General features: G+C 45.1%; 21 protein-coding genes and 1 tRNA gene. 10 read left to right on the forward strand and 12 right to left on the reverse strand.

All coding sequences use genetic code 11. The annotated features are described in order from the left end of the window. Positions 1-589: 589 nt before the first annotated feature. The 3 genes from JGK07_RS18395 to murA all read right to left on the reverse strand — a co-directional run bounded on the left by JGK07_RS18395 (position 590) and on the right by murA (position 3110). Positions 590-671, reverse strand: a tRNA-Leu gene (locus tag JGK07_RS18395). Beyond that, entirely contained in the window at positions 650-1522 is an 873-nt protein-coding gene (locus JGK07_RS18400) for a M48 family metallopeptidase (protein WP_293213789.1), read from the reverse strand. The genes JGK07_RS18395 and JGK07_RS18400 overlap by 22 nt, the downstream gene beginning before the upstream one ends. Positions 1523-1694: 172 nt before the next feature. Beyond that, on the reverse strand, positions 1695-3110 hold the full coding sequence (murA, locus tag JGK07_RS18405) for a UDP-N-acetylglucosamine 1-carboxyvinyltransferase (protein ID WP_293208277.1): 1416 nt from the start codon (positions 3108-3110) through the stop codon (positions 1695-1697). A gap of 507 nt (positions 3111-3617) precedes the next feature. Here murA and JGK07_RS18410 point away from each other — a divergent pair. From JGK07_RS18410 to JGK07_RS18435, 6 genes are all read left to right on the forward strand, one after another. Then, positions 3618-3962 carry a hypothetical protein gene (locus JGK07_RS18410; RefSeq protein ID WP_293185971.1) on the forward strand — a complete coding sequence of 115 codons (345 nt, stop codon included), beginning with the start codon at positions 3618-3620 and terminating at the stop codon, positions 3960-3962. Then, the gene (gene smc, locus JGK07_RS18415; protein ID WP_293242574.1) at positions 3949-7767 is read left to right on the forward strand and encodes a chromosome segregation protein SMC; all 3819 of its coding nucleotides are present in this window, start codon (positions 3949-3951) and stop codon (positions 7765-7767) included. The genes JGK07_RS18410 and smc overlap by 14 nt, the downstream gene beginning before the upstream one ends. Before the next feature lie 68 nt (positions 7768-7835). Next, a complete protein-coding gene (locus JGK07_RS18420; protein ID WP_293242577.1) occupies positions 7836-8852 on the forward strand; it encodes a PRC-barrel domain-containing protein in 1017 nt (338 codons plus the stop codon). A 200-nt stretch (positions 8853-9052) separates the two neighbouring features. Next, on the forward strand, positions 9053-9370 hold the full coding sequence (locus tag JGK07_RS18425) for a DUF433 domain-containing protein (protein WP_293185968.1): 318 nt from the start codon (positions 9053-9055) through the stop codon (positions 9368-9370). After that, on the forward strand, positions 9367-9714 hold the full coding sequence (locus tag JGK07_RS18430; RefSeq protein ID WP_293157120.1) for a DUF5615 family PIN-like protein: 348 nt from the start codon (positions 9367-9369) through the stop codon (positions 9712-9714). The genes JGK07_RS18425 and JGK07_RS18430 overlap by 4 nt, the downstream gene beginning before the upstream one ends. Before the next feature lie 392 nt (positions 9715-10106). Beyond that, positions 10107-11939, forward strand: a complete 1833-nt coding sequence (locus tag JGK07_RS18435) for a DUF6798 domain-containing protein (protein WP_293226122.1) — start codon at positions 10107-10109, stop codon at positions 11937-11939. A 184-nt stretch (positions 11940-12123) separates the two neighbouring features. On the opposite strand, the gene JGK07_RS18440 is transcribed toward JGK07_RS18435, so the two are convergent. From JGK07_RS18440 to rfbC, 4 genes are all read right to left on the reverse strand, one after another. Further along, entirely contained in the window at positions 12124-13098 is a 975-nt protein-coding gene (locus tag JGK07_RS18440; protein WP_293198743.1) for a glycosyltransferase family 2 protein, read from the reverse strand. 132 nt (positions 13099-13230) lie between these two features. Further along, positions 13231-15039, reverse strand: coding sequence for a hypothetical protein (locus JGK07_RS18445; protein ID WP_293198745.1), 1809 nt, complete (start codon positions 15037-15039; stop codon positions 13231-13233). Positions 15040-15197: 158 nt separating this feature from the next. Beyond that, positions 15198-16079: a dTDP-4-dehydrorhamnose reductase gene (gene rfbD, locus JGK07_RS18450; protein ID WP_293198747.1), complete on the reverse strand. Its 882-nt coding sequence runs from the start codon at positions 16077-16079 to the stop codon at positions 15198-15200. A gap of 3 nt (positions 16080-16082) precedes the next feature. Further along, positions 16083-16628, reverse strand: a complete 546-nt coding sequence (gene rfbC, locus JGK07_RS18455; RefSeq protein WP_293185959.1) for a dTDP-4-dehydrorhamnose 3,5-epimerase — start codon at positions 16626-16628, stop codon at positions 16083-16085. A 50-nt stretch (positions 16629-16678) separates the two neighbouring features. Here rfbC and JGK07_RS18460 point away from each other — a divergent pair, with 50 nt between their 5' ends. Beyond that, complete coding sequence (locus tag JGK07_RS18460; protein WP_293242580.1) at positions 16679-17353, forward strand: methyltransferase domain-containing protein; 675 nt, start codon at positions 16679-16681, stop codon at positions 17351-17353. A gap of 450 nt (positions 17354-17803) precedes the next feature. Here JGK07_RS18460 and JGK07_RS18465 read toward each other — a convergent pair whose 3' ends face one another. The 5 genes from JGK07_RS18465 to JGK07_RS18485 all read right to left on the reverse strand — a co-directional run bounded on the left by JGK07_RS18465 (position 17804) and on the right by JGK07_RS18485 (position 23840). Beyond that, the gene (locus tag JGK07_RS18465) at positions 17804-22279 is read right to left on the reverse strand and encodes a pentapeptide repeat-containing protein (protein ID WP_293242583.1); all 4476 of its coding nucleotides are present in this window, start codon (positions 22277-22279) and stop codon (positions 17804-17806) included. A 323-nt stretch (positions 22280-22602) separates the two neighbouring features. Then, entirely contained in the window at positions 22603-22815 is a 213-nt protein-coding gene (gene vapB / locus JGK07_RS18470; RefSeq protein WP_293193538.1) for an antitoxin, read from the reverse strand. An 86-nt stretch (positions 22816-22901) separates the two neighbouring features. Beyond that, positions 22902-23318, reverse strand: a complete 417-nt coding sequence (locus tag JGK07_RS18475) for an NUDIX domain-containing protein (protein WP_293185951.1) — start codon at positions 23316-23318, stop codon at positions 22902-22904. 63 nt (positions 23319-23381) lie between these two features. Beyond that, positions 23382-23567 carry a CopG family transcriptional regulator gene (locus JGK07_RS18480; RefSeq protein ID WP_293185950.1) on the reverse strand — a complete coding sequence of 62 codons (186 nt, stop codon included), beginning with the start codon at positions 23565-23567 and terminating at the stop codon, positions 23382-23384. 84 nt (positions 23568-23651) lie between these two features. Then, entirely contained in the window at positions 23652-23840 is a 189-nt protein-coding gene (locus JGK07_RS18485; RefSeq protein ID WP_293185949.1) for a hypothetical protein, read from the reverse strand. A gap of 197 nt (positions 23841-24037) precedes the next feature. Here JGK07_RS18485 and JGK07_RS18490 point away from each other — a divergent pair, with 197 nt between their 5' ends. From JGK07_RS18490 to JGK07_RS18500, 3 genes are all read left to right on the forward strand, one after another. Next, positions 24038-24271, forward strand: a complete 234-nt coding sequence (locus tag JGK07_RS18490) for a hypothetical protein (protein ID WP_293185947.1) — start codon at positions 24038-24040, stop codon at positions 24269-24271. Between the two features lie 152 nt (positions 24272-24423). Then, positions 24424-25026 carry a Uma2 family endonuclease gene (locus tag JGK07_RS18495; protein ID WP_293185974.1) on the forward strand — a complete coding sequence of 201 codons (603 nt, stop codon included), beginning with the start codon at positions 24424-24426 and terminating at the stop codon, positions 25024-25026. A gap of 97 nt (positions 25027-25123) precedes the next feature. Then, on the forward strand, positions 25124-25747 hold the full coding sequence (locus tag JGK07_RS18500) for a hypothetical protein (protein ID WP_293185945.1): 624 nt from the start codon (positions 25124-25126) through the stop codon (positions 25745-25747). Positions 25748-25828 lie beyond the last annotated feature (81 nt).

Here is a 25828-nt window from a genome sequence, read left to right on the forward strand (position 1 = left end):
TCCGTTGGTGCCGCACCCTTAGAAGTATTGAAAGAGTATATTAGAAATCAAGAAAAGCCGTCCTAAAAGGACGGGGCTTGTATCCCATTTTCTTGGTCACTCAATCGCAATGAATGAATCCGTGTATGCAAAGCATCAGGCAACTAATACTCGTATCGCGACAATAGACAGCATGACGAATCGCCAATTGCCTCTAGAAGGTGCGCTCAAAGCTTTAGTAAGAATCGGAATTACGCCCGAGACGTTAGCACTTGTAAGTGAAATTTATGGGCTACAGATAGATGATTTACTGTCCTTGATTACACCTTGACATCTAACCCCCCTCCCTAACCTTATTCGCCCTTAACCGGGCGGTTTTTTGTACCTGTTCTCCCTCTATTCCCAGCTTGGCTAGCCAGCGCCGGAATAGGGGGCAGGCAAAACAAAACCCGTCCGGTTAAGGGCGGGTCATAAATCTTAACATTAGGGGCGGTTATGCCTCTTTTTTTTCGTTAAACTGAAAGACGAGATGAGCGAAAAATGAGCGGAAATCATCAACCAGAGATTGAGTGAGATTCCTAAATGGCGTAGCCATAAGCTGTCTGAGCAATGGGCGGAGAGAGAATCGAACTCTCATACCTTTCGGTGTCAGATTTTGAGTCTGATGCGTCTACCAATTTCGCCACCCGCCCTTTTTGGTGGTTTCACCATCATAACACGCCGATCGACTTTCTGCAAGCAAAGATTCATAATTTTTTGAACTTGCCCAGCGATCGATCTCTTTGGCGCGCAATACTGGTACAGGATGGGACAACTGAGCCGTTTGAGCTTGCTTGAGCATTTCCCCGAGTTCCGTGCTACTGAGGTCGTCGTAGGCCCGCGCTTGCGCCAAAAACGCATCGAGATTCAGTTTCGGTGCTAACGTCGGCGAACCTCCGGCCAGTTTCATCAGCACCGATGCTACCACTCTGGGGTCTTGGGTGGCGAGTAAGGCGGCGCGATCGCACGTAAATTCTGCACAGCGCAACCATTCCAACATTTGCGTCTGCAAACCCTGGGCGAATACGGTTCCCAAAGGCGAAATTTGACCGGCGGCCAATACAATTAAATTAGCCAGAGTCAGATAAACTCCGTGTTCGCACTTCAAATGTCCCAACTCGTGAGCGATTACGGCTTTCACTTCCTCGTCGGTGAGCAAATCAATCAGCGAAGTGTGCATCACCACAAAAGGCTGTTTTCCCCGCATCGCAAAGGTGTAAGCATTGGGCATCGGATGCTGGCGGACATAAAGCTGCGGTACTTCCAAATCCAGAGTTTTGCAAGCATCCACTAGCAATTGATGCAGGTGCGGTAATTGATTTTCGCCGACTTGGACGCTGGAAGCCAGATTTTCGAGCATGAAAAACTGTTCGCCAAGTTGTCCCAGCAACTGCCGCACCATCAAATCTAGTCCGGGCAGTTGTTTGAGCGCGTTGGTGGCTTCCAAGTCCAGCGGGTGCCGAAACTGGTCTGCTTTTAAACCGATGAGCGGGATGTTTAACATTTTAGTCAGTTGGTCATTGGGCAGTTGGCAGTGGTTATTTGTTATTTGTTATTTGTTATTTATTATTTATTAGTTATGAGAACTAATAAATAATAACTCTTCGACCCTTCGACTAAGCGAGCGGGCACCGCAAATAACCGACAACCAATAACAAATAACCACTAACTACTAACTAACAGTTTAAACTCGATCGCACGGGATTGACAGGAGCCTCAGCCGTCGCCGGGTCTGTGCCCTCTTTGACTCGTCGCAACTTGGCTCCCAATTTTTGGAGTTTCATCTCTAACTGCTCGTAGCCCCGATCTAAATGCTGCAAGCTGCTGATGGTGGTGACACCATCGGCTGCAAGTCCCGCGATTACCAAAGCCGCCGAAGCCCGCAAATCTGTTGCGACTACGGGCGCACCCGACAGCATTGGGACTCCGCGCACTACGGCGACATTGCCTTTAACGCGAATGTCGGCGCCCATGCGGTTGAGTTCTGCTACGTGGCGCAAGCGGTTCTCAAATACGGTTTCTTTGATCAAGCTGTCTCCTTCGCTCAGCGTCAGCAAAGCCATAAACGGAGCTTGCATATCTGTGGAGAAACCCGGGTAAGGCAGAGTTTCGATGTCTGTGGCGGTGTGAATTTTGCCGGGAACTATCCGCACAATGTCGGATTCTACGATAATTTTCGCCCCCATTGTCTGCAATTTGGCAATAACTGCGGTCAGGTGGTCGGGAATTACCGACGACAAACTGATTTCTGAGTGAGTGATGGCTCCTGCTAATAAAAATGTTCCGGCTTCGATGCGATCGGGAATAATTGCATAGTCTACCGCGTGGAGTTTCTCAACTCCCGAAATGACGATCGTATTTGTGCCCGCGCCTTGAATTTTGGCTCCCATCGCACGGCAGAAATTCGCCAAATCGACGACTTCCGGTTCTTGAGCCGCGTTTTCAATTACGGTTTCTCCTTCCGCTAAAGTCGCCGCCATCATCAAAGTTTCAGTGGCGCCGACGCTGGGGTAGTCCAAATAAATTTTGGCTCCTTTCAAGCGGCGGTTCGGCCCTTTGACGTAAGCGTTAACAGTACCGTGATCGATGTGGACTTCGGCACCAAGGGCTTGCAGGCCCCGAACGTGGAGTTCTACGGGCCTGGCGCCGATGGCACAACCACCTGGTAATGGCACTTTGGCAAATCCCAAACGCGCTAGCAGGGGCCCGATGATGAAGAAGCTCGCCCGCAGTTGGCTGACTAATTCGTAGGGGGCTTGAGCATCCAGGAGGTTGCTGGCGTTGATGTCTAAAGTATCGCCATTCTGCTGTACTTTGACTCCTACAGCCGAGAGAATTTGCCCCATGCGGGCGACATCGACCAATGCGGGAACGTTGCGGATGTGGCAATCGTCAGGGCATAGTAGAGCTCCTGCCATGACTACTAAGGCCGAGTTTTTGGCGCCGCTGATTTTGACGTGTCCTTTCAGGGGCTGGCGACCCCAAATTTGTAATACTTGTTGGTCGCTTTCTGGTGAAGCGGACAGGTTAGATGAGTTTTGAGCTGGTGTAATGGGTTTGCCCTCCATAATGCGCTTCGTTACTTTATACATTAGTGAAATACCCAAACTAAACGAAATACCGTTATAGTTCGGGCTTCGTGTATCGTTTGCCGTTGCTCTGTTGGGTATACCCATTTCTGGGTATTCGTCACTGAAGACGATCCAAGTCTGACACAGCATCTCTGGCTTTTTACGGCCTTTATCCCGACCTAGGGAATCCACGCAGAAGCCCTGTTTCCCAAGGCAAAAAACTATTTTCGTACAACAAACTTGGATTATATTTTATGGTGGGACGTACCTTACCAACCAGCGGTCTGCTCTTTCCCCTTTTCTCTCGCAGTTGTCCGGGGCCAAGCATTTTACTGCTACTGTAGCCTGTTGTTTGCAGTCGAGTGGGTGGGTCGCAACCACTTATATCTTAGACTTTTGAGGAAATTGTCGCTTTTTTTTCATAGACCTTGCTTAGCTTATATCCCAATGCTGAATTGAGTACAATTACAGCGTGGGACTTACGCCAATTGAGTTAATTTTGGTTCGATTTTACCGGAAAGTTTTTATATGTCCAGGGGGGATGTTAAGAATTCCTGGTATTATACTTGCTCCCATTGTGGCTGGGTGAGGGTTTCAGGTTACGATCGCACGAATAATATCGATCAAGTCCTATGGAGTTATCTGTATCAAGATTTACTTTTGTTTGTGGTTGTCGATCGAGATGCAGATGTGGTGCTATTCTCAATAAGCTATTTTGTAGTACGGGCCGATGGGACGATCGACAAAGGTGTAGGATGTCAACTCGATCGACAATGCCGAGAAGTTCGCACGTTGTCGATCGCCCCAATGCCTGTGCTAACCTGTGACAACACCCTAGAGCCAAAGTTAGTGCTAGCAAATGGTTCACATTAAGCGGATCGAACTAACTAACTTTAAATCTTTTGGCGGCACAACGTCCATTCCCGTGCTGCCTGGTTTTACTGTGGTTTCCGGGCCCAACGGTTCAGGGAAGTCCAATATCCTCGATGCTTTGCTGTTTTGTCTGGGACTTTCGACTTCTAAGGGAATGCGGGCTGAACGTTTGCCGGATTTGGTGAACAGCGCCCAAAATAAGCGCGGTACGATTGAGGCTAGCGTGACTGCTACTTTTGCGCTGGAAGATGTGGGTGATGAATGGTTCGCTCAGGATGAAGATGAGGATGAGGATGAGGTAGAAAAGGCAGCGGATGATTTGTCTGTTGAGTCTGTTGAAGCAGAAGACGTAGAAGCAGTCGAAATTCCAGAAACTGAAGACAACAACGGACAATCATCCAATCCAAAATCCAAAATCCAAAATCCAAAATCGGATGAGTTATCTGTTGAAGAAGTCGAAGAAATAGAAATCGCCACCAGTCAAGAAAACAACGGACAACTACTCGCTAAAAATCGAAAATCCAAAATCCAAAATCCAAAATCGGATGAGTGGAGTGTGACGCGCAAACTCCGAGTCACTCGTCAAGGAACTTATACGTCAAATTATTACATTAATGGCGCACCTTGCACGCTGACTCAACTGCACGAACAACTTAACCGTTTGCGAATTTATCCCGAAGGTTATAACGTTGTTTTGCAAGGAGACGTTACTAGCATTATTTCGATGAATTCTAAGGAACGCCGCGAAATTATTGATGAATTGGCAGGTGTGGCTCAATTCGATCGCAAAATCTCTCTCGCACGGCAGAAGTTGGATGAAGTTAAGGAAGTTGAAGAACGCAGCGGGATTGTGGAAAAAGAACTGATTTCTCAGCGCGATAGACTGGCGAACGATCGCGCAAAAGCGGAAAAATATCAAAAGTTGCGGGCGGAATTTCAAGAGAAGTCGCAGTGGGAAATTGTTCTCAAGTTCCGTCAGTTGCAAAAGCAAGAGTGGAAACTGCGCGAACAAATCGAAACGGGCGATCGCAATTCTACATCTCTCACCGAACAATTGCAAGCCATTACCACCCAAATTCAAGCTGCAACCGCTGAACTTGACGCGCTGAATGCTCGCGTTAAAGCTTTGGGTGAGTCGGAATTGTTGGCTTTGCAAGCAAGTATTGCCACTCAGGAAGCGGAACGGCGGCAACTCCAAAACCGCAAACAGGATTTGGAAACAACTGCTGGACAAATGGCTGCGAACATAGCACAAACTGAGGAAGAAGTGCGGCAGTTTCGGCAAAGTTTGGAGCAAATTGAGATTGAAATATCCTATGTGATGTCTCAAATAGCCACTTTTCAGGAACAGCGCGACGAAGCCCAGCAAAGTTTAGATCGGAGTCGGGAAGTTGCAAATGCGATCGCCTCGACGGCCGAAGTTTGGGTACAGCAACAAACGGAACTGCACCGCCAAATCGAGACAATTCAGCAAACTTTGGAGCCGCAGCGCACCGAACAAGCTACTATTGGTGAAAGAGCCGATCGCCTGCAAAGTCAAATTCAAGAACAAAACCAATCGCTGCAAGTATTGGAACAGGAAATTACAGCAAAAAAAAATCAGCAATCAAGCCTTGGGGAAACCCAAAAAGTTGCTGCTTTGCAAGTAGAATCGCTGAATCAGATTGTAGTCGCAGCCGAACAAGAATTGCAATTGCAACAGGAAACTCAAACTCGTTTGTTGGAAGAACAGCGGGAAAGACAGCGCAAGTTAGATAAGCTAGAAGTGCAGTTTCAAGCCCAGCAAGAAGCGAGCGGCACGTTTACTGCAAAAATTATCGCACAAAGCGGAATTGGCGGAGTTTGTGGCTTGGTGGCTCAACTGGGCAGGGTGGAACCGCGCTTTCAGTTGGCGCTGGAAATTGCGGCGGGCGGCCGTATGGGTAATATGGTGGTGGAAAATGACAGTGTGGGTGCTGCTGCGATCGAATTGTTGAAGCAAAAACGGGCGGGAAGGATGACGTTTTTGCCTTTAAATAAGATTAGAGGCGGCAGGTTTTCGGTGAATGAAAATTTGCGGCGGGCGGCTGGATTTCTGGATGCGGCTGTGAATTTGATTGAGTGCGATGCGCGCTATCAGGAGATTTTTGCTTACGTTTTTGGCAGTACGGTGGTGTTTAGCAATCTTACCGATGCCCGCCGCTATTTGGGACAGTACCGGATTGTCACTTTGGATGGGGAAATTCTGGAAACTAGCGGCGCGATGACTGGGGGAAGTTCTACTAATAGATCTACCTTGCATTTTGGTACGGTTGATGCTAGTGATGCTGGGGATGAAGCGCGGACAATTGCTGCTTTGCAAGAACGTATTGAGGAAATTGAGCGGATTTTGGAACGGTGCAAAATTGCGATCGATCGCGCTGCTGTTGCTGTCAAAACTCGCAGTCAAGAATTGATGGAGGCGAAGCAGAATTTGCGCGAACATCAGTTGCGCTTGGAACAGTTGGAGTCGGAAATAAAGAATTTGCAAGCGCAACAAGAACAAGTGCGATCGCAAATTGCTAAAAATACTCAGGAATTGACTGATTCGCGATCGCGATTGCAGTTGCTTGCGAGGGAATTGCCCGCACAGGAAACTCAATTGCAGCAGTACCGCCAAACTTTGGCGCAGTTGGAAGAGTCGAACAGTCACAGCGAATGGCAGCAAATGCAGTCGGGTTTGCGCGCTCAAGAAGCGCAACTGCAAGAGCGCGAATTGGCTCTGAGAAACGCCCAGCAGCGCCAAGGAGACTTGCAAAATCAATTCGGGCGCTTGGAAGAGAAAATTAAGGAAGGCAGCGAGAAATTGCAGGAATGGCAAGTGCAGCAAAATGCGGGAACTGATGCTGTAAACCGGATTGTTTCGCAGCAGTTAGAACTAGACGCACAGATTGCAGCAGCTAAGGCGGCTTTGGCCCAAATTGAGGAGAAATTGGGTTTGGAGAAGGGAGAACGCGATCGCGCGGAATCGCAACTGCGAGAGCAACATTTGGCAAAACAACAGTTACAATGGCAGTTGCAAAAACTGCACGAAACTCAGCAAGAACGCCGGGAACAATTAGCCGCCGTCCGCACTCTCATGGAAACGCAGCGAGCGGAAATGCCCGATCCGGTGCCGTCGATTCCTGAAAATGTAGAGAAAGCCAATTTGACGGAATTGCAGCAAGAAGTAAAGGCGATCGCCAAACGCATTCAAGCTTTAGAACCGGTGAATATGCTAGCATTGGAAGAGTACAACCGCACTCAAGAACGCCTGCAAGAATTGAGTCAAAAATTGACGACATTGGCAGGAGAACGCACTGAACTTTTGTTGAGAATCGAAAATTTTACCACGCTCAGGCGGCGCGCTTTTAAAGAAGCTTTCGATGCGGTTAACGAGAACTTCCAGACTATCTTTGCGGAACTTTCCGAAGGTGACGGGTATCTTCAGCTAGATGACCAGGAAGACCCTTTCAGCAGCGGTTTGAATTTGGTCGCTCACCCGAAGGGGAAACCCGTTCAGCGGCTGGCTTCCATGTCGGGAGGCGAAAAGTCGCTGACGGCGCTGAGTTTTATCTTTGCGCTGCAACGCTACCGCCCGTCTACGTTCTACGCTTTTGATGAAGTGGATATGTTTCTGGATGGGGCAAATGTGGAGCGATTGGCTAGAATGATAAAACGACAGTCTGAACAAGCCCAGTTTATTGTTGTGAGTTTGCGGCGACCTATGATTCAATCGGCTGAGCGTACAATTGGTGTTACTCAAGCACGGGGAGCTTATACTCAAGTCATAGGACTGAAGTTGTAGTCCCGGAGCGTCTGGTGATGAACGTGTTCAGTAATATATGTACTCAATAAATCAGGATTAAACTTAGAATGACATCAGAACAAATCTGCCAACGCTCCGATATTCTCGGCACTCAAGTCATCACCCGCGACAGAGGTAAACGCCTGGGTGTAGTTAGTCAATTGTGGGTAGACATCGATCGCCGGGAAGTTGTGGCGATCGGTCTGCGTGATAATATATTTGCGATCGCTGGACTACCAAAGTTTATGTTCCTCAGTAATGTCAGCGAAATTGGCGACGTGCTGTTGGTGGAAGATGAAAGTGCGATCGAAGATGATGTTGATGTTGAAGTCTACAGCATTTTGATTAACAGCGAAGTGATTACCGAAACCGGCGAACTTTTGGGAAGGGTGCGGGGCTTTAGATTCGACCCGGAAGACGGTAAGTTAGTTTCTATCGTCATCGCTTCCCTCGGAATCCCCCAAATCCCCGACCAAGTTCTCAGTACCTACGAGTTGGGGATTGAAGAAATTGTCAGCAGCGGCCCCAACCGCTTGATTGTGTTTGAAGGTTCCGAGGAAAGGCTGAGGCAGCTTAGCGTGGGTTTGCTAGAGCGCGTCGGTTTGGGACAAGCACCTTGGGAACGCGACGAGGAGGAACAAGGCTATTATCCCAAACCTGTGGCTCCGGGAAATCAATTGGGCCCCGGCGTGCGGATTCCTGCACCAGAAATGCGAAGCCGAGTAGCAGCACCCGTGGTAGAAGAGGTTCCTTGGGATGAGGATTCCCAGTGGAATCGCCCACCGGTACGACAGCAGCAGATGCGCGCGATGCCGCAGCCTCAGCAGATAGACGATTATGATGAGTATGAAGAGGATAATTGGGGCGGCGAGGACGATTACGAGGAAGACGAGTACGAAGAGAAGCAGTACAGCCCTCAGGTTTCTCGCCCGAAGGAGCCTGTCGTGGTGGAGTACGAGTACGAGGATGATGTGGAGGCGGATGCTTGGGCTGACGATGAAGCATCGAAGCCTTACCAGGCTCCTCGGGTGAATATCCCTGAGAAGACTAAGACTCCTGAGTACGAGGAAGAGCCTGGTTATTAGGATTAATCCACTGGTTGAAACCAGTGGTTTAACATAGGAAATCCCTGTCCGAGAAAATCCTGGAAAGCCCGCTGTTGCGGGTTTTGTTTTGATATTATGTGATGTGCAGTTGCGTGTTTGTAGTGAGGACTTTAGTCCTCATCTCAAAGGACTAAAGTCCTTTGAGTATAATTAAATTGCATTCATTAACGAGGTAAATTATGCCGCTAACTGCAACCGAATACAAATATGTGGAATTAGATGAGAAGAACGTTCCTCTCATCGCCGGAACCACAATGAAAGTGATTGAATTAGTACAAGCTCATATCGCTTACGGGTGGAGTCCAGCGGAGTTGCACCTCAACCACCGCTATTTGACAATGAGCCAAATTCATTCTGCTTTTGCTTATTATTGGGATCACAAACAAGAGCTTGATGCAGATATGCAGCGCAGGTTTGAGTATGCCGAAAAGTTGCGATTAGAGGCTGGCGAATCTGCTTTGGCTAAGAAACTGCGTGCCCAGGGACTAATTAAATGAGCATAGCGCTATATATGGACGAACATATCCACTTGGCAATTACGGTGGGATTGCAGTTTCGGGATGTAGATGTTCTGACGGTTCAAGACGACGGTAGAACAGGTATGCCCGACACTATTATACTCGATCGCGCAGCCGAGCTTCAGCGCGTTGTTTTTACCCAAGATGAGGATTTTTTAGCCATAGCAAACCGTCGCCAGCAAGAAGGAATAAATTTTGCTGGCGTCATCTACGCTCACCAACAAAGTGTAACTGTTGGCGATTCGATTCGTGACTTGGAAATCATCGCTAAGGTTAACGAACCTGAAGATTTAGCTAACTGCGTTCAGTACCTGCCTTTGTAGAAAAACCCGAAATAGCGAGATCCCCAGTCCGTGATATCATATCCAGTATTTCATTGGCAATATTCCGGCCGGGGCAGACTTATTAAATCTCTACCTTATATTACAGATACTGGTTAAGTTAGCAAAGGATGTCATTGCGAGCGAGCGAAGCAATCGCAGAGACTATGACGCTTCTCGATTAACTGATGTGCGCGCGGAGCAATTGCTTGTTTAACTGAACAGTATTGGTTTATATTACAGATACTCGTTAAGCCATCCTACAAAAACTATAGATATAAATTCGATCCTGCTTTCGCTCTTTTTCCTCCTCTGAATCCTCTGCGCCTCTGCGGCTCACAAAAAAGCCCCTTCACAAATATATTTAATATCAGCTCAAAAAAAATGAACCGTCAATGCAGAAAACTGAAAAATCAAACAGGAATTTTAATCTATCTCTCTATACTGTTATCATCATCGCTTCATTCATAGCAGTAGGGTATAAGTTCCCGATAGGAGGCAACTTTCCCGAATTGCCACAAATCCAATCGCTGCTCAATCCTGAACTCTACAAAAATGACTATCACGTTCAGGAAATGGTTAAATTAAATCCGAGATACTATTATTATCATATCATTTATTTGTTAGCAAGCCTAGGGTTAAGCATCCCCTTAGTACATTTTATTTATCAATTCCTAGCCTTTAGTTCAGTTATCCTAGCTTGTCGGGCAATTATCAGAATATATACTAATTCACAACTGCCAGTAGCAGCAATGAGTTTCTTGTGTTTAGCCGCATCATTTACAGATGTGGGAAACACGCTGATATTTTCCACAAAATCAGTACCGAGTACCTTCGCAATGGGTGTCGCAATCTGGGGAATTTATTTTAGTTTGCGTCAGAAATGGTTGACTGGATATTTCTTTTTTGGACTGGCTTGTCTGCTGCAATTTTTAGTGGGTTTGCTGCCGGGATTGATGATGGTTCCGGTTTTACTGATAAAATCTGTAAGAGAGCGAAAGTTCAAAACGTTGATTTGGGCGATCGCACTTTTAGCAGCAATGTCAAGTATAGTGTACGTACCCATGTTATTGGCAGGTACTACCGGCACTCAAACCATCGACAATGCCGAGTTTGTATTCATCCACGCCAAAGTCCGCAATCCTCACCACATCCTCCCCTCAAATTGGACTATTGGGAATTGGTTCAACTTTATATGTTTCATCAGTGGCGGCTTGCTGTGCATCAAAAATACCGACTTACTCCAAAAAGAAGACAAGATTAATTTTTACATAATTGTTAGCACGTCAATTTTCGCGCTGTTCCTAAACTACGTATTTGTAGAAGTTTACCCGCTGGCTTTAATCGCCAAACTGCAATTGGCGAGAACCGTTCCATTTGCTCAGTTAATTATATTTATTGCTGTTAGTTTAACCATCGAGAAGCTTTACACAAATAAAAAAATAGCTGTTAGCTTGTTGCTGCTATCTGTACTGACTTTGCCTTTTCGAGGTGTAATTTTCCTCGGATTATCAGTTTGGCAAACCAGAAATTACGTATTTCCCAAGAGATACAATATATTGCTGTGGATTTTTACAGCAGTAACGTTAATTGTTAGTTTGATATATCCGGTGACTGATTCGTGGGAAATAATCGGCAATCGCCTAATTAGCATACCTATCCTCTTTTCAATTCTTGCCTTGCCTTTCATTTTAGAACAAACATCTATATCTACACCACTCACACAAATAGTAACCCATATTTTAGCTTTGGCAACTACCGCCATCTTAGTTTTTGGAGTAGGAGGGATTTTACCAAAGCCAATGTTAGAAATATTTCAAAAAAGAGTTAATATTAATGTAGTTCCCAGCGACGACTTAAACAGATTAGCTTTACACTTTTCGCAAATTAGCAATCAAGATGCACTCATATTAATTCCACCTTCAGTTACCAGCTTCCAGTTTTACTCTCAGCGAGCTATAGTAGTTAATTTTAAGAACTTTCCCTTGACAGAAACAGGAATCAAAGAGTGGCAAAATCGCATGGAAGCCGTTTTAGGAGTTCCCTTAAATCCGCAAATGATTTGGGGAGGGAACGACTTATTCAGCCGTCGCAGCAGTACAGATTTAGTCAAAGTAGCCCAAAAATATCATGCCGATTATATCCTGACTCGCAGCGATTGGCATCCAAACATTGAAGGAGAAATAGTAGATAAACAAGGTAAATGGATAATCTTTAAAATCCGATAATATCAAATGTGTTTCAACCGCAATTTCCCGGCGAATAGAATTCGCGGCTATACAAACAAAGTCCGCGCAACGCGAGACTGAAGAAAAAGAGAGAGAATTTTACTCGTTACCAGTTCATTTAGTCGGGCGTTGCGCCGACTTTGTTTGTATAGAAGCGGTTTCAACCGCCGAATCTTATCAACAGTTAAATATCAAAACCCGAATCATCAATAATTTCGCAAATCTGCTTATCCACATAATCAGCAGCCACATTCCGCGCAATCAACTCAGCCAAAATCCCCAAAGAAATCAACTGCACCGACAGAATTGTACACAAAATCCCAAAAAATAGCAAAGGTCGATTCCCGATCGGCCCAAAGTGCATCCCGGCTAAATTCAGAAACCAAATCACAATCAAATAACTCAGCGAAAAAGTTCCCACCAAGCCAAAACACAACCCCAATCCGCCAAACAAATGACCCGGTTTGTGCAAATATTGCGTCGTCGCCAACACCGTCAACAAATCAATAAATCCCCGCGCGTAGCGTTCCCAGCCATAATTGGATTTGCCATGTTTGCGCGGATGGTGTTCGACAACTACTTCGCCAATTTTAAAACCTAAATTATTTGCTAATGCTGGAATATAGCGGTGCAATTCCCCGTACAATTTAATCGAATGCAAAACCTCCCGGCGATAAGCCTTGAAACCGCAATTCATGTCGTGCATTTGCACCCCAGTCAGCAAACACGCAACTGTATTAAACAAGCGGGAAGGTAAAGTTTTAGAAAGCGGGTCGTTGCGCTTTCTTCGCCAACCGGAAACTAAATCAAATCCCAATTCTAAATGATCTAAAAATTTGGGAATTTCGGCGGGATCATCCTGTAAATCTGCATCGAGAGTAAAGATAATTTTCCCTGCTGCATTGCGAAATCCTGCTGAAAGTGCGGAGGATTTGCCAAAGTTGCGGCGCATTCTTATCGCTTTAATTCGTTGGGGAAATTGAACAGCTAAATCGACAATTTCTCGCCAAGAAGCATCGCGGCTACCATCGTCTATGAAAATAACTTCGTAACTTGCGATTCCTGTTTGGGACATGACGATGGTAATTTTTTCAAACAGTAATTTCAGTGTTGCTTCTTCATTGTGAACGGGAATTACAAAGCTGAGATCTTTTTGCATAGCTGATTTTTGTAAGTGTTATTGATTAGAGAAGATTGCAAAAGTCCTTTTAATCATTTTTGGGGGACGGGCTAGAAGCCCATCCCACAATTTTTTGTTTTATTGTGGGATGGGCTTTGAGCATCGTCCCAATTATTTTTGCAAGATGTCTATCGCTTGGGAGTTTCGCAAAGCTACCCAACCTTCGCGGTTTTTGAATGAAGCATAGGCTGTCAATAATTTATCGGTTGGCGATGTTTGAATGTATCCTCTCCAAGCTGCGGATTCGTAGGCTACCCCAAATAAGTTAACTAAGTCGGGGCGGGGAAATCCTGACATAGCGAAACCTCGAACTACATTTTCTTGGTTGAGAATGACAATACATTTTACATGATTTTCGGGATCTCCTACCCAACCAATTACTCTGGCGGCGGCTGGTGCGAGTTTGGTGATTGTATCAAAATATCCGGGTACTCCGTCTTTGGGGGCTGAGAGTAAATTCGGGTCGATTTTTGTGTCTAATGCTGCACAAAAGTTGTATTTTTTGATGTCTCGATTGAATGGTACTAAGTTGTTAGTTTTTAAGGCATCGATTAACCCGACAAATGCGGCGGGTTTGTTTCCTACTCTCTCTTTAATTAGGGTGATGTCGGTGATGCCTAATTGCAATGATAGTGCTACTAGCGGTTGATAGGTTGCTCTGCGGGCGATCGCCATTGCAGTTTCGCCGCCCACCCCGTACATTAAAATCACGGCGGCTGTCACGACTGCAAACAGCGGTGTCAGCCATCGTCCTTGGATTCTCGGTTTCGGCTGCAACTCGCGCACCGCAAGCACTATGAGGATAATTGTACTCATCCAAAACAAGGCTGGGAGTGTGGCGTAGCGGGAAGCGGTAGCCTGTTCGACTCCAAATCCCGATCGACTAACTGCGGCCATTAAAGCCGTTTGCAGGGTGTACAATTGGATGGACAGCCAAGGCAGCCAATTTTGGCGATTTCCTACAGGATAGCCAAGCTGCACAGACTTTTTTACCAATAGCCAATAACCCACAAAACCCGTTACAGCAATCAAACCAATTATACCAATAATTGACGCAACAATAATGTTTTCGGTAAAAATACCCCCGAGATAAATCGGAATATATTCGAGAGTTTTCAGCGGATTGATTTTAGTTAAAGAAGGATGATTGGACGGAGTTTTGTAAGTTAAGAAATAAATACCAATCACCGCAATCGAAGCAGCAAAATACAAATAAGTTATCCGCCGAGGAAACCGAAGCACAATCGCAGCCCCACACAATATCGGCCACAAACCTAAAGGAGTGCTGTAACTAATACAACCTAAAATCCCAAAAACAATACTACCAATTACCCACTTGTTTTGTTGCCATCCCTCATTCCCAATCTTTGCCGGAGAATGAATACCTAAAGGTTGTGCTTCTCTGCTATTTAATAATAAATTAACATAGGATTGCAAACAAAATATCGAACAAATTACAAATAAATTAGCAATAATCCAGTGGACGCCACTGAATCCCCGCATCCAGTTGTGTGCCGCCGCCGGAGTAAAATTAAAAATAGAAATACACAGGATGACTGAGATAAATTGTAGTGGAAAATTCCTTAATCTTAAAGGTAGTAAAGCAATCAAGACATAGCACTGAATCCAAGCCAAAAACCAAGCAATCAAACATAAACCAATATTTGAACCTTGGGTGATAATAATATTCAAGCCATAGATAATCGCCGGAATCAAGACAAAATGCTCATTCGCCCGAAATATCCAATTAAAAGGATTTGTAGAGAAACCGTCTACTGAATAAAAATTCCAAGTCATCCACCAATAATCAAAATTAGACAAGTCTCCCGCTTGGGATATCAAGTACAAAATATATGACGCTGGTATGAGAATGCCGATAACTGAGGTGATAATTAAAACATATTGGTTCTTGATTTTCATGAATTCGGAGATAGATATTTTTAAAGATTTACTCAATTATTTATTTCACTTATTTAATGGTTGTTAGCCCCTACCTAGAAGGCAAATTGTTTTTAAGGCGGGGTTTAAATCCCGTCTTAAAAACTTCGGGCATCTGTCACTCGCACATCTGTCAACTGTCAACTGTCAACTGTCAACTGTTTAACCAGCATTTGTCTGAGCCCTTGCCGCCAGTGGGGAGGATAGGTTCCCAGAAGTGCTGATATTTTTACTGTGGAAAGTACAGAAAAAGCGGGACGTTTTGCGGGTGTGGGATATTCGGCGGTGGTGATGGGAATTACGCGCTTAATTTTGAGGGGAAAGCCGAGTTTCTCTGCTTCTTCAAAAATGGCGATCGCAAAATCGTACCAACTACACACACCGCTGTTAGTATACTGGTAAGTCCCAAAACTTTCTAGCCCAAGCAGAGGGATGATTTGGGCAGTTGCAGCCCCCAAATCTGCCGTCGAAGTTGGACTTCCAATCTGATCTGCTACTACCCGAAGTTCTTCCCTATCTTTGCCCAATCTCAGCATGGTTTTGACAAAGTTGCCTTTGCCGCCGTTACCGTAAACCCAGGCGGTTCTAATAATAATATGTCGGTTTCCCGCTTTTCTAATTGCTTCCTCGCCTGCTAATTTGGACTTCCCGTAAATTCCCAATGGGTTTGTAGAATCTGTTTCGAGATAGGCAGAACCGCTGCTACCATCAAATACGTAATCAGTGGAAAAGTGGATTAAACTTGCTCCCAGTTTCTCACATTCTTCGGCGAAGATTCCGGGTGCGATACCGTTGACTGCGTGGGCTAAGTCTGCTTCGGTTTCGGCTTTGTCCACCGCAGTGTAAGCGCCGGCATTCACTACTACATCCGGTTGAATGTCAGCCATTGCTTGACGGATGGTTTCGGGTTGGGATAAATCGACGGAAGTGCGATCGACTGAAATGACCTCTCCCACAGATAATAGTATGGGCTGTAATTCTTGAGCTAGCTGTCCGCTACCGCCTGCGAGTAAAATTTTCATTATCTAAAACACTTGAGCTCTTTTCAATGTTTGTCCGGCTTTGTCTTTAGGTGATAAAATTGGTTCGGCACCATCTAGCGGCCAGGCGATCGCCAAATCAGGATCATTCCATACAATACACCGCTCGTGTCCCGGTGCATAGTAGTCTGTAGTTTTGTACAAAACCTCAGCAATGTCTGATACTACTAAAAAACCGTGAGCAAAACCCGCCGGCACCCAAAATTGCCGCTTATTTTCTGCACTAATCAAACAGCCCACCCATTGTCCGAAAGTCGGCGAACTTTTTCTAATATCCACCGCCACATCATATATTTCGCCCGCCACAACCCGCAGCAATTTACCTTGAGGCTGCTGCATTTGGTAGTGCAAACCGCGCAGCACATTTTTAGAAGACTTGGAATGATTGTCTTGCACAAAATCTGCCGTCACGCCTGTTTTTTCGACAAAAGCTTGGTGATTGAAACTCTCAAAAAAGAAACCGCGATCGTCTCCGAAAATTTTAGGCTCAATTATCAGAACATCCGGTATTTCTGTAGATATAACATTCATAGTTGGCTGTATCGCGTGATAAACTTATACTCAGTCTATGCTATCTTACTATGAAAACTGACACATATCTCAAAAAATTGTATGCAAACCGATTTGATTCCCGACAGATGCAAGCCAAGGTGGCACTTTGGAAAGTTTTAATTGACGAATTTTTACAAGATTATGTTCCTCCAGAATCGGCAGTTTTAGATATTGGCGGCGGTTACTGCGAGTTTATCAATCAAATTCGGGCGGGCGAAAAATGTTTAATTGACCTGAATCCCGATTCCAAATTATTTGCTGATGCTGATGTCAAGGTGCTGAATATTGATGTGCTTAATTTAGATAATCATACTTCTTTTACCGAACACTTCGATCGCATTTTCATCTCGAACTTCTTTGAACACCTCCGCAACAAAGAGGAACTTGTAGAAATCATCTCATTTTGCTTTGATGCGCTGAAGCCTAGCGGTTCTCTTTTGGTAATTCAGCCAAACTTCAAATACTCTTACAAGGAATACTACGATTTTATCGATCATCAATTACCGATTACGCATTTATCGCTGCAAGAGCTTTTACAAACTGTCGGGTTTAAAGTTGATGTGATGATACCGAGATTTTTACCGTTTTCGACGAAAGGGCGGCCGGCTTCGCCGTTGTTGTTAAAGGTTTACCTGAAATTGCCTTTTTTATGGCGTTTTTTGGGCGGGCAAATGTTTGTTAAGGCGTCGAAACCCAACTATTGAGGCAGAATTGTGCGATCGCAATATTATGCCCGATCCGACTGAATTCGATCGCCAATAAGTGCGATCGCCCTTAATATTATACCAGAACAGGTTGATGAAATTAGGTAGAAACCGGGTTTTTGGCAAAATCCCCATCGCAGCCTTAAATCTCCGAAAAACCCGGTTTCTTTAAATTTGATCGCCCTCCAAAATCTGCCGGGGCGGGTTTATGAAATCAATCGTATTGTATCGTAAACCTTGGCGAACCCGCCCCTACGAAAATCAGATAAAAATTGGTTCAATCGCCCGAATTTAACATCATAAAATGTTCGGTAAATTCACAATTATTGTAGGGGCGGGTTCGCCAAGATATCCGATCGAAACTATCAATCTATGAAACCCGCCCCCACCCAACAAATAAGCCCGTGAAGCGAAGCTATCCCGTAGGGAATCGCCCTTATTATTGCATCTCTACAAATCTGGATCGCACACAGCCCCTAAAGATGCGATCGTCGCTTTTTCAGCATCCGTCAAACCCGTAACGCCCGTGATATTCATACTCTCATAAGGTCTTTCAGCTATCAGCGTTTTGAGGCACTCACCAGTCTTGACATCCCAAAACTTAATTGTGCCATCACCACTACTGCTAATCAGAATTTTACCGTCGGGATTAAATGCGACTGAACTTACAATATCGCTGTGACCTTGAAAAGTTTGGAGGCATTTACCACTGTGGCAATCCCACAATTTTACAGTTCGATCGCCACTGCCACTAGCCAAGATTTTACCGTCTGGACTAAATGCAACTGAACGAACCAAATTGCTGTGACCTTGGCAAGTTTGGAGGCATTCACCGCTGTGGCAATCCCATAACTTTATAGTTCGATCACCACTGCCACTAGCCAAGATTTGACCATCTGGACTAAATGCAACTGAGATTACCAAATTGCTATGACCTTGGCAAGTTTGGAGGCATTCACCGCTTTGGCAATCCCATAACTTTATAGTTCGATCACCACTGCCACTAGCCAAGATTTTACCGTCTGGACTAAATGCGACTGAACGTACCCTATTGTTGTGACCTTGCCAAGTTTGGAGACATTCACCGCTGTGACAATCCCACAACTTTATAGTTTTGTCACTACTGCCACTAGCCAAGATTTTACCGTCTGGACTAAATGCGACTGAACGTACCCTATTGTTGTGACCTTGCCAAGTTTGGAGGCATTTACCGCTGTGGCAATCCCACAACTTTATAGTTTTGTCACTACTGCCACTAGCCAAGATTTTACCGTCTGGACTAAATGCAACTGAGTTTATCCAATGACTATGACCTTGCCAAGTTTGGAGACATTCACCGCTGTGACAATCCCATAACTTTATAGTTTTGTCATTACTGCCACTGGCCAAGATTTTACCGTCTGGACTAAATGCGACTGAACGTACCCAATCGCTGTGACCTTGCCAAGTTTGAAAACATTCACCTGTGTAGCAATCCCACAACTTGACAGTTCTGTCACCGCTACCACCAGCTAGGATTTGACCGTCTGGACTAAATGCAACTGAACGCACAAAATCGCTGTGACTTTGCCAAGTCTGTAGGCATTCACCGCTGTGGCAATCCCATAATTTTATAGTTCGATCATCACTTCCGCTAGCCAAAGTTTGACCATCTGGACTAAATGCAACCGAATTTACCCAATCGTTGTGACCTTGCCAAGTTTGAAAACATTCACCTGTGTAGCAATCCCATAACTTGACAGTTCTATCACTACTTCCGCTAGCCAGAGTTTGACCATCTGGACTAAATGCAACCGAATTTACCCAATCGTTGTGACCTTGCCAAGTTTGAAAACATTCACCTGTGTAGCAATCCCACAACTTGATAGTTTTGTCACTACTTCCGCTAGCTAGAGTTTGACCATCTGGACTAAATGCAACTGAAAGTACCCAATCGTTGTGATATTGCCAAGTCTGGAGGCTTTGACCGCTATGGCAATCCCACAACTTGATAGTTTTGTCATTACTTCCGCTAGCCAAGATTTGACCGTCTGGACTAAATGCAACTGAGATGACTAAATCGCTGTGACCTTGACAAGTTTGGAGGCATTCACCTGTGCGGTAATCCCACAACTTTACAGTTCGGTCATTACTTCCGCTAGCTAGGATTTCACCATTTGGACTAAATGCGACTGAACGAACCAAACTGCTGTGACCTTTACAGGTCAAAAGTTCTTTTCTACTAGCAACATCCCAACAACGAACTACGCCATCTGTACCACCTATAGCTAACAGTTTGCCATCAGGACTAAATGCTACTGCAAAGACTATGCCAAAAACTTTAATAAAATCACAATCACTCAAATTCGCTCCAGCAAAATTGACACGCCGCAAACTAGCATTAGAAAAATCAGCACCTTTAATCACAGCCCCCGATAAATCTCTCCCTTCCAAAGCAACATTATCAACTTTCACTAATACCGTCGCCGCATTCCCACCAATATAACCAACTTCCGCCTCAGTTTTACCTTTCGTCGCCTCCAAAATTTCCAAAAGTCTCAACTTAACCTCACCCACAAACTCGATTTTTGCCAGCATCGGCACCAACAAATCCATCACCGCTTTCGTCAAAGTTTCCCGCCCAAAACTATTGAGAAGTTGCACCAAACTTTCACTCACAAAACCCTTCAAAGCCGGAATCGGCACAATCTCACCCGCATTATCCACCTGACGGCTAAAATACCCCGACCAAGTATAATTCACCGACTCAACAGAATTATCCAAATACAATTGTGCCTGGGACAACTCCGCAAAATCAGCGGGCAAAACCCCCAACTCAGCCGCCAACTTATAGGCTACAAAAAACTCCAAAAGCGACCTGTGTGCCGGAGAATAATCGCCCTCAGCATTGCGAATTAACATGGTTTGACCCATCATGTCGTAATGCCAGTGGTCTAAATCCTTTTCTGCTTGCACCGCAGCACCAAACAAGCGGCGAATTCTGTCAGGAAACAGCCGATAATTCAAACTCATCTGGTCTGTTGACAGCATTTCCCAGGACAGTTCGCACAGGAAAAATAGTTTATCTGCCAGCGATGTAAACGTCCTTTCTGCCTTAATATCCCGTTCCATCTTCCGCCGCACCGCATACAGGTAAACCCGCGACATATCCACGGGTTTACCTGCTTGAATATCCGGCAATGATTCTAATATCAATTCCGCCATCACCGGCCGCCGTGCTAAATCCAATAACTGCGGATTGTTCATCACCTGTGCCACAGTTTCGGCATCGGCTTGGTGAGACAATACTTGACGAATTTGCTCGTCGTCGAATGCTGCTAATTCCAATACTTCAAACTGCGGTGTTTCTCCGCTGAGATTGGCAGTCGAAGCTTTTAATTCCGCATTCAATAAAGCGCGTCCTTCTTTGGCTTCTGGAAAGTGTTCTGTCCGGCAGGTTAAGATTACTTTCGCACCGGGAACAATCACCTTTGCTAGTTCCCAGAAGTTGTTAATTGTTTGTTGTCGATCGCACTTCGCGGCCATTTCATCAAATCCGTCAAAAATCAACAGCAACTTCCCCATCCGATTCAGTTGATCGAACACCTCACTATTGAGGCGGATATTGTGCTGAGTAAAGAAGAAACCAGCCAAAACATTCTCAACATTCAAAGCTTTTGCATAGTCGCGCAAAGTGATAATTAAAGGCAACCGAGGCCGTTGAGTTCCTCTTTCCTTTGCCAGTTGGTAGCGCTGCAAAGCCGTCCAAGCATAGTGAAAAGCAAACCAAGTTTTCCCCGTCCCGAATTCGCCCAAAATCGAAATATGTTCTTTCGTCGGATCGTCCATCCACACGTCGATATAACCGTCAATCCAGCCGTCCTCTTCGCCGTAATAACTGGCATCAATTTGTCGCTTGTTAGCGCCATCGAACTCAGCTTTCGTACAACCGAGAGGCACGTATTTGCCATCGATTTGCCTGCGCTTAACTTCATTTTCCAACCAGTCGATATAGCCGCTAAAATCCGCATCCACATCAATCAATTCATCAAAAGTATAACAATCGAGATGGCGATTTTCTGGTTTGTCAACTTCCTTGCGGGCTGCTTTGGAAATCCGGCGCGCCGTCACCAGCCAACCTTCATCGGTTTTTTGCTTTTCTACCGACTGTCTCAGCGCCCCGACATCTTGAATTCCCGCTTCTCCCGCCATGCCGCGAATCAAAATGCGATCGAACCTGCCTCGTCTCACCGGAATCCGAATAATCCATTCAAAATAGTTATCTTCCCAAACTTGATACGGCTCAAAATCGTAGCCCAATATTTCAAACCAACCGCGCATCTGCTGCGCCAAGGCAAATCCTTGGGATTTTGCCGCAGTTTCTGTTGCTGCTGGTAAAGCCGGAGTATTTTCAACAGCCAATCGCGCCATTTCGGTGCGAATTCCTTCTAAAGTTGGGAGTCGATCGATCCTTTCTTGAACTGCTACAATTTGTTTGTGTACTGAATCAATCTGATGATTCGTCAAAGCTTCTTTGGGATTGCGGGTGCGCTTGGTGACGGCGATAAAAACTGCGGAAAAAGCAGCAAATTCGCGCCGAATGTCAATCCCTAAATCTTTAATTTTATCTCCCAAAGCATAGGTATCGAGAAATTCTTCTCCTTGTGTGAGAAAAATAGCCGGAGAATTGCGATCGAATGCTTGACGAAAAGCTTGTTTAATTTCTGATTCCCGGAATAGTTCTAAAATTGGCTTGGGTTTGCCGATGCCGTATTCTACCAAAGTGTAGGCGTAAACGCTGCTAAAATCCGGCAGCGGGTGTTCGGGGTCGAGGTTAAATTTTTTGAGTAATTTGATGACTGTTTCGCTGCGCTGAAACTTATCTTTAATTATAGGATTGGCGATGCTGGTAAGTGCGCTGATAATCGGATCGAGAGGTATCATCATGCTGGCATTCCGAGGTAATTGGTGGGACAATAAAGAAGACGGCGGTTGAAACCGCGCCTACACAAACGAAGTCCGCCTCCGCGGACTGAAGAAAATAACATAATTGTAACCGTTCTTCAACCCGCGGAGGCGGGTTTTGTCTGTATAGACGCGGTTTCAACCGCCCGGTCTTCTAATAACATCAATATCCTCACGTTAGTTTCCGCAAATTCTATTCAAGCGAATCGCGATCGTCTGCGAGGGCTTCGCTAACGCACTTCTCAACTAACTACCCAATCCAATTTTTTATGACTAAACCTGGAATTCGTGACAGTTCCCTCACGTTAGTCCAAAACAGGTTGTTCTCTAGTTTCCATGAAATCTTCAGAGAAGAGTTTTAAACTATCAAACAAGATTTGCCACGGATTGTTTTTGGAAATTAAAACAACAACGTTACCTATCTTTTTGATGTAAACTTCGTTATCTTGAAACTGGTATTCTTTCGGTAAAACTACAGTCTGGCGGTCGCCATCGATCGATAATTTAACAGTGTTCATTTTAGCAAGTCCCAAAATTCACTAGATTCTACTAATACTAACATTTTAGCTTTTACCCAATCTTTAACCAACTCACTGACAAAAGATTACTCCTGCGTCTTCAGCAAAACCGCGCTGCGCCCAGCGTAGGCGTCATGGATGCGTTCGACATGACTCGAAAACGTGTTGATAGGCAACTCCGAGGGCAGATACCACTTGATGTCATCTGCTTCTTCCGTCGTGTGCAGGCTACCCCCAACGACTTCACAGCGGAATGTAAACACCAAGTCCGATCGCACTGGTATAGCATAAATGCCGTTAGCAAAGCCCTCGCAGAGGATCGCACCTATGACCTTAACCAGCAAACCAACCTCCTCTTCCACCTCACGGACAACCGCAGCCCACGGAGTTTCTGCCGCCTCAACCCTACCACCAGGCAAGTTCCAAGCATCCCTATCGGTGCGATGGCACAGCAGTACCTTGCCGCCGCTGTCAATAATCGCAAAAGCACCAATGGTGTGCATGGTTGACAAGCCTAATTGTTTTAATGAGTAGCAATGAAATTTTCAGTGAAGTGCGATCGACTTTCACTGCTGTGTATCCTGTTTTGCCTCAGTTTGCTGCTGTTGACGGTCTTCCAGTGCTTTGTCGATCGCCTTGCTAACAATCCATGAAACAGAACGTTCTTCAGAAGTAGCCCATTCCTCAAGAGCCTCCTTTTTTTCCTTGGTTACATACACAGCTATCAACTCAAGCTTACGCTTCCCGCCCATTAGGTTTTTCTCTTTTAAATTGACTCACATTTTAACTTCGATCCAATCTTTAACCAACTCACAGAGCGTTAATAGCTGTTGGATTCATTCTTTCACCTCCGGTGTAGAGGCTTGTTGCTGTTCTTGACTTTGATACTCTTTAACACTTTTTTCAATCAGCTTTCCAGCCAGCCAAGATACGGATCGCTCGTCTTTCTCGGCCCATTCCTCTAATGCTTTGGCTATTTCAGGAGGGACGTAAGTGGTTACTCGTCTGAGGTTCTTCGGTGGCACGATCGTCTTTTTCTCATCACTGCTTTCTTTAACATTCTAGTTTTGCACGTTACCTCTTGACATAGGTTTACAAGCTATGTTAGCTTATCACAAGCGTACACCCAAGACCAAACCCCCACCGCTTCAGACTGCAATCGAGACGCGGCAGGGGTTTGGACTCCCACATTCAGGAGATAACCCTATTAGGAGATAACTGTATGATACCAACTCCCAAGTCCGTTCCCGAACTACTGCGCGAAGAAATTCCCAACGCGCCCGCCGACAAAAAACCCGTCCGCTTGCTGCTGTGCGGCACTCCCAAGGGCGTCAACTGGATCGTAGATATCCTGCAAATCTTGGGTTTTGCCAAGGTTGAGGAATGGAGCCCGCCTCTGGCCTCGCCGATTAGCGGTGAGATCATGCGGATTTTGACCCGCTATTTTGCTGAGTAGAAATTGATGGTGATGGCGATCGCCGATTGGAGCGATGGCTGTCACCTACGAACTTTGAATTGTTATAATAAAAATTGCAAATTGTCCTATGTTTTGGGCTTTCTGAGATGAGGATTAATTTGCTAAAACAGCATCAATTTTAGGAAAAAATGATGGTAGAAACCAACTCATCGGCTGATATTGCACTCAATATTCCGCCTGCACTAACGCTCACCGTTACCCGCGAACAGTTTGTAGAATTAGCGATCGCCAACCGAGAGTTACAATTAGAACGCACAGCAACAGGAGAATTAATCGTGAACCCACCAACCGGAGGCGAAACAGGATATCGAAATCTGGATATAGAAGGGCAAATCTGGCTGTGGAATCGGCGTACTAGACTCGGTAAAGCATTTAATTCTTCTACTGGTTTTCACCTGCCAAATGGGGCCGATCGCTCTCCCGATGCAGCTTGGGTGTGTCAAGAAAGGTGGGATGCACTAACCCCAGAACAAAAAGAAGGTTTTATTCCGTTAAGCCCAGATTTTGTGGTGGAACTCCGTTCTAAAACTGACAGAATCAAACCGCTGCAAGATAAAATGCAAGAATACATGGAAAACCAGGTGCGGTTGGGTTGGTTGATAGATAGAAAAAACAGAAAAGTGGAGATTTACAGACAGAACCAAGAATTAGAATTGCTGGAAAATCCTGCAACTTTGTCCGGCGAAGATGTGTTGCCTGGTTTTGTCTTGGATTTGACAGAAGTTTGGGGATAAATGATGAATTTTGTTAAGGACAGGAAATTACTCATTCGACCGGCTTAGAAAAATTGATATATAATGTACAAATAAACAGATTGTGATTGAAAACACTATGACCAAGCAAAAAATCTTACAGGAAGGTCGAGAATATACCTTTCGTTCATACTTTGACTTACCTTATGAAACCGATCAAATTTTAGCAGAATTTGATTACTCACTAAGCAAAGGAAGGTTATCTTTACCGAAAACAACTAGACAGTTAGATAGACTGATAGAGCTGAGAGATAAAATAGAAGATATCCTTCCCTTAGTCAGTCTCAGCAGCGAAATAGCTAGAAGAGAATCCTTAGTATCCCCCGTACTTCTGGATCTGATCCGATACTGTCAATGTCAACTGCGATTTGAGTATACTCTCAACGTTAATAGCTGGTTAAAGGGAAATTTAGATTATCTCGTGAAGTCAAATCAAGAGTTGCTAGTTATTGAAGCAAAAAACGACGATATGACTAGAGGATTTACTCAACTAGCTGTACAATTAATTGCTATGTCGCACGTGGAAGACCAAAATATATTTTACGGTGCTGTGACAATGGGAGATGTCTGGCGATTTGGCAAGTTAGATCGAAATCAGCAAACTATTTTCCAAGACACTCATTTGTTTAGAGTACCTGACGATTTAGACGATTTATTTAAAGTAATGGTGGGAATTTTAGACGGGGATGAAATTTCGCGGTAGGGTGCGTCGCTTGCAGTCACTCAACTAGGTTCAAAAATTATCTTAGCGACGCACCTTACTATTAAAAATCTGCGATTGAAA

Origin of the sequence: Microcoleus sp. PH2017_24_DOB_U_A (genome assembly GCF_020738205.1) — a bacterium.
In the GTDB taxonomy this organism is placed as follows: Bacteria; Cyanobacteriota; Cyanobacteriia; order Cyanobacteriales; family Microcoleaceae; genus Microcoleus.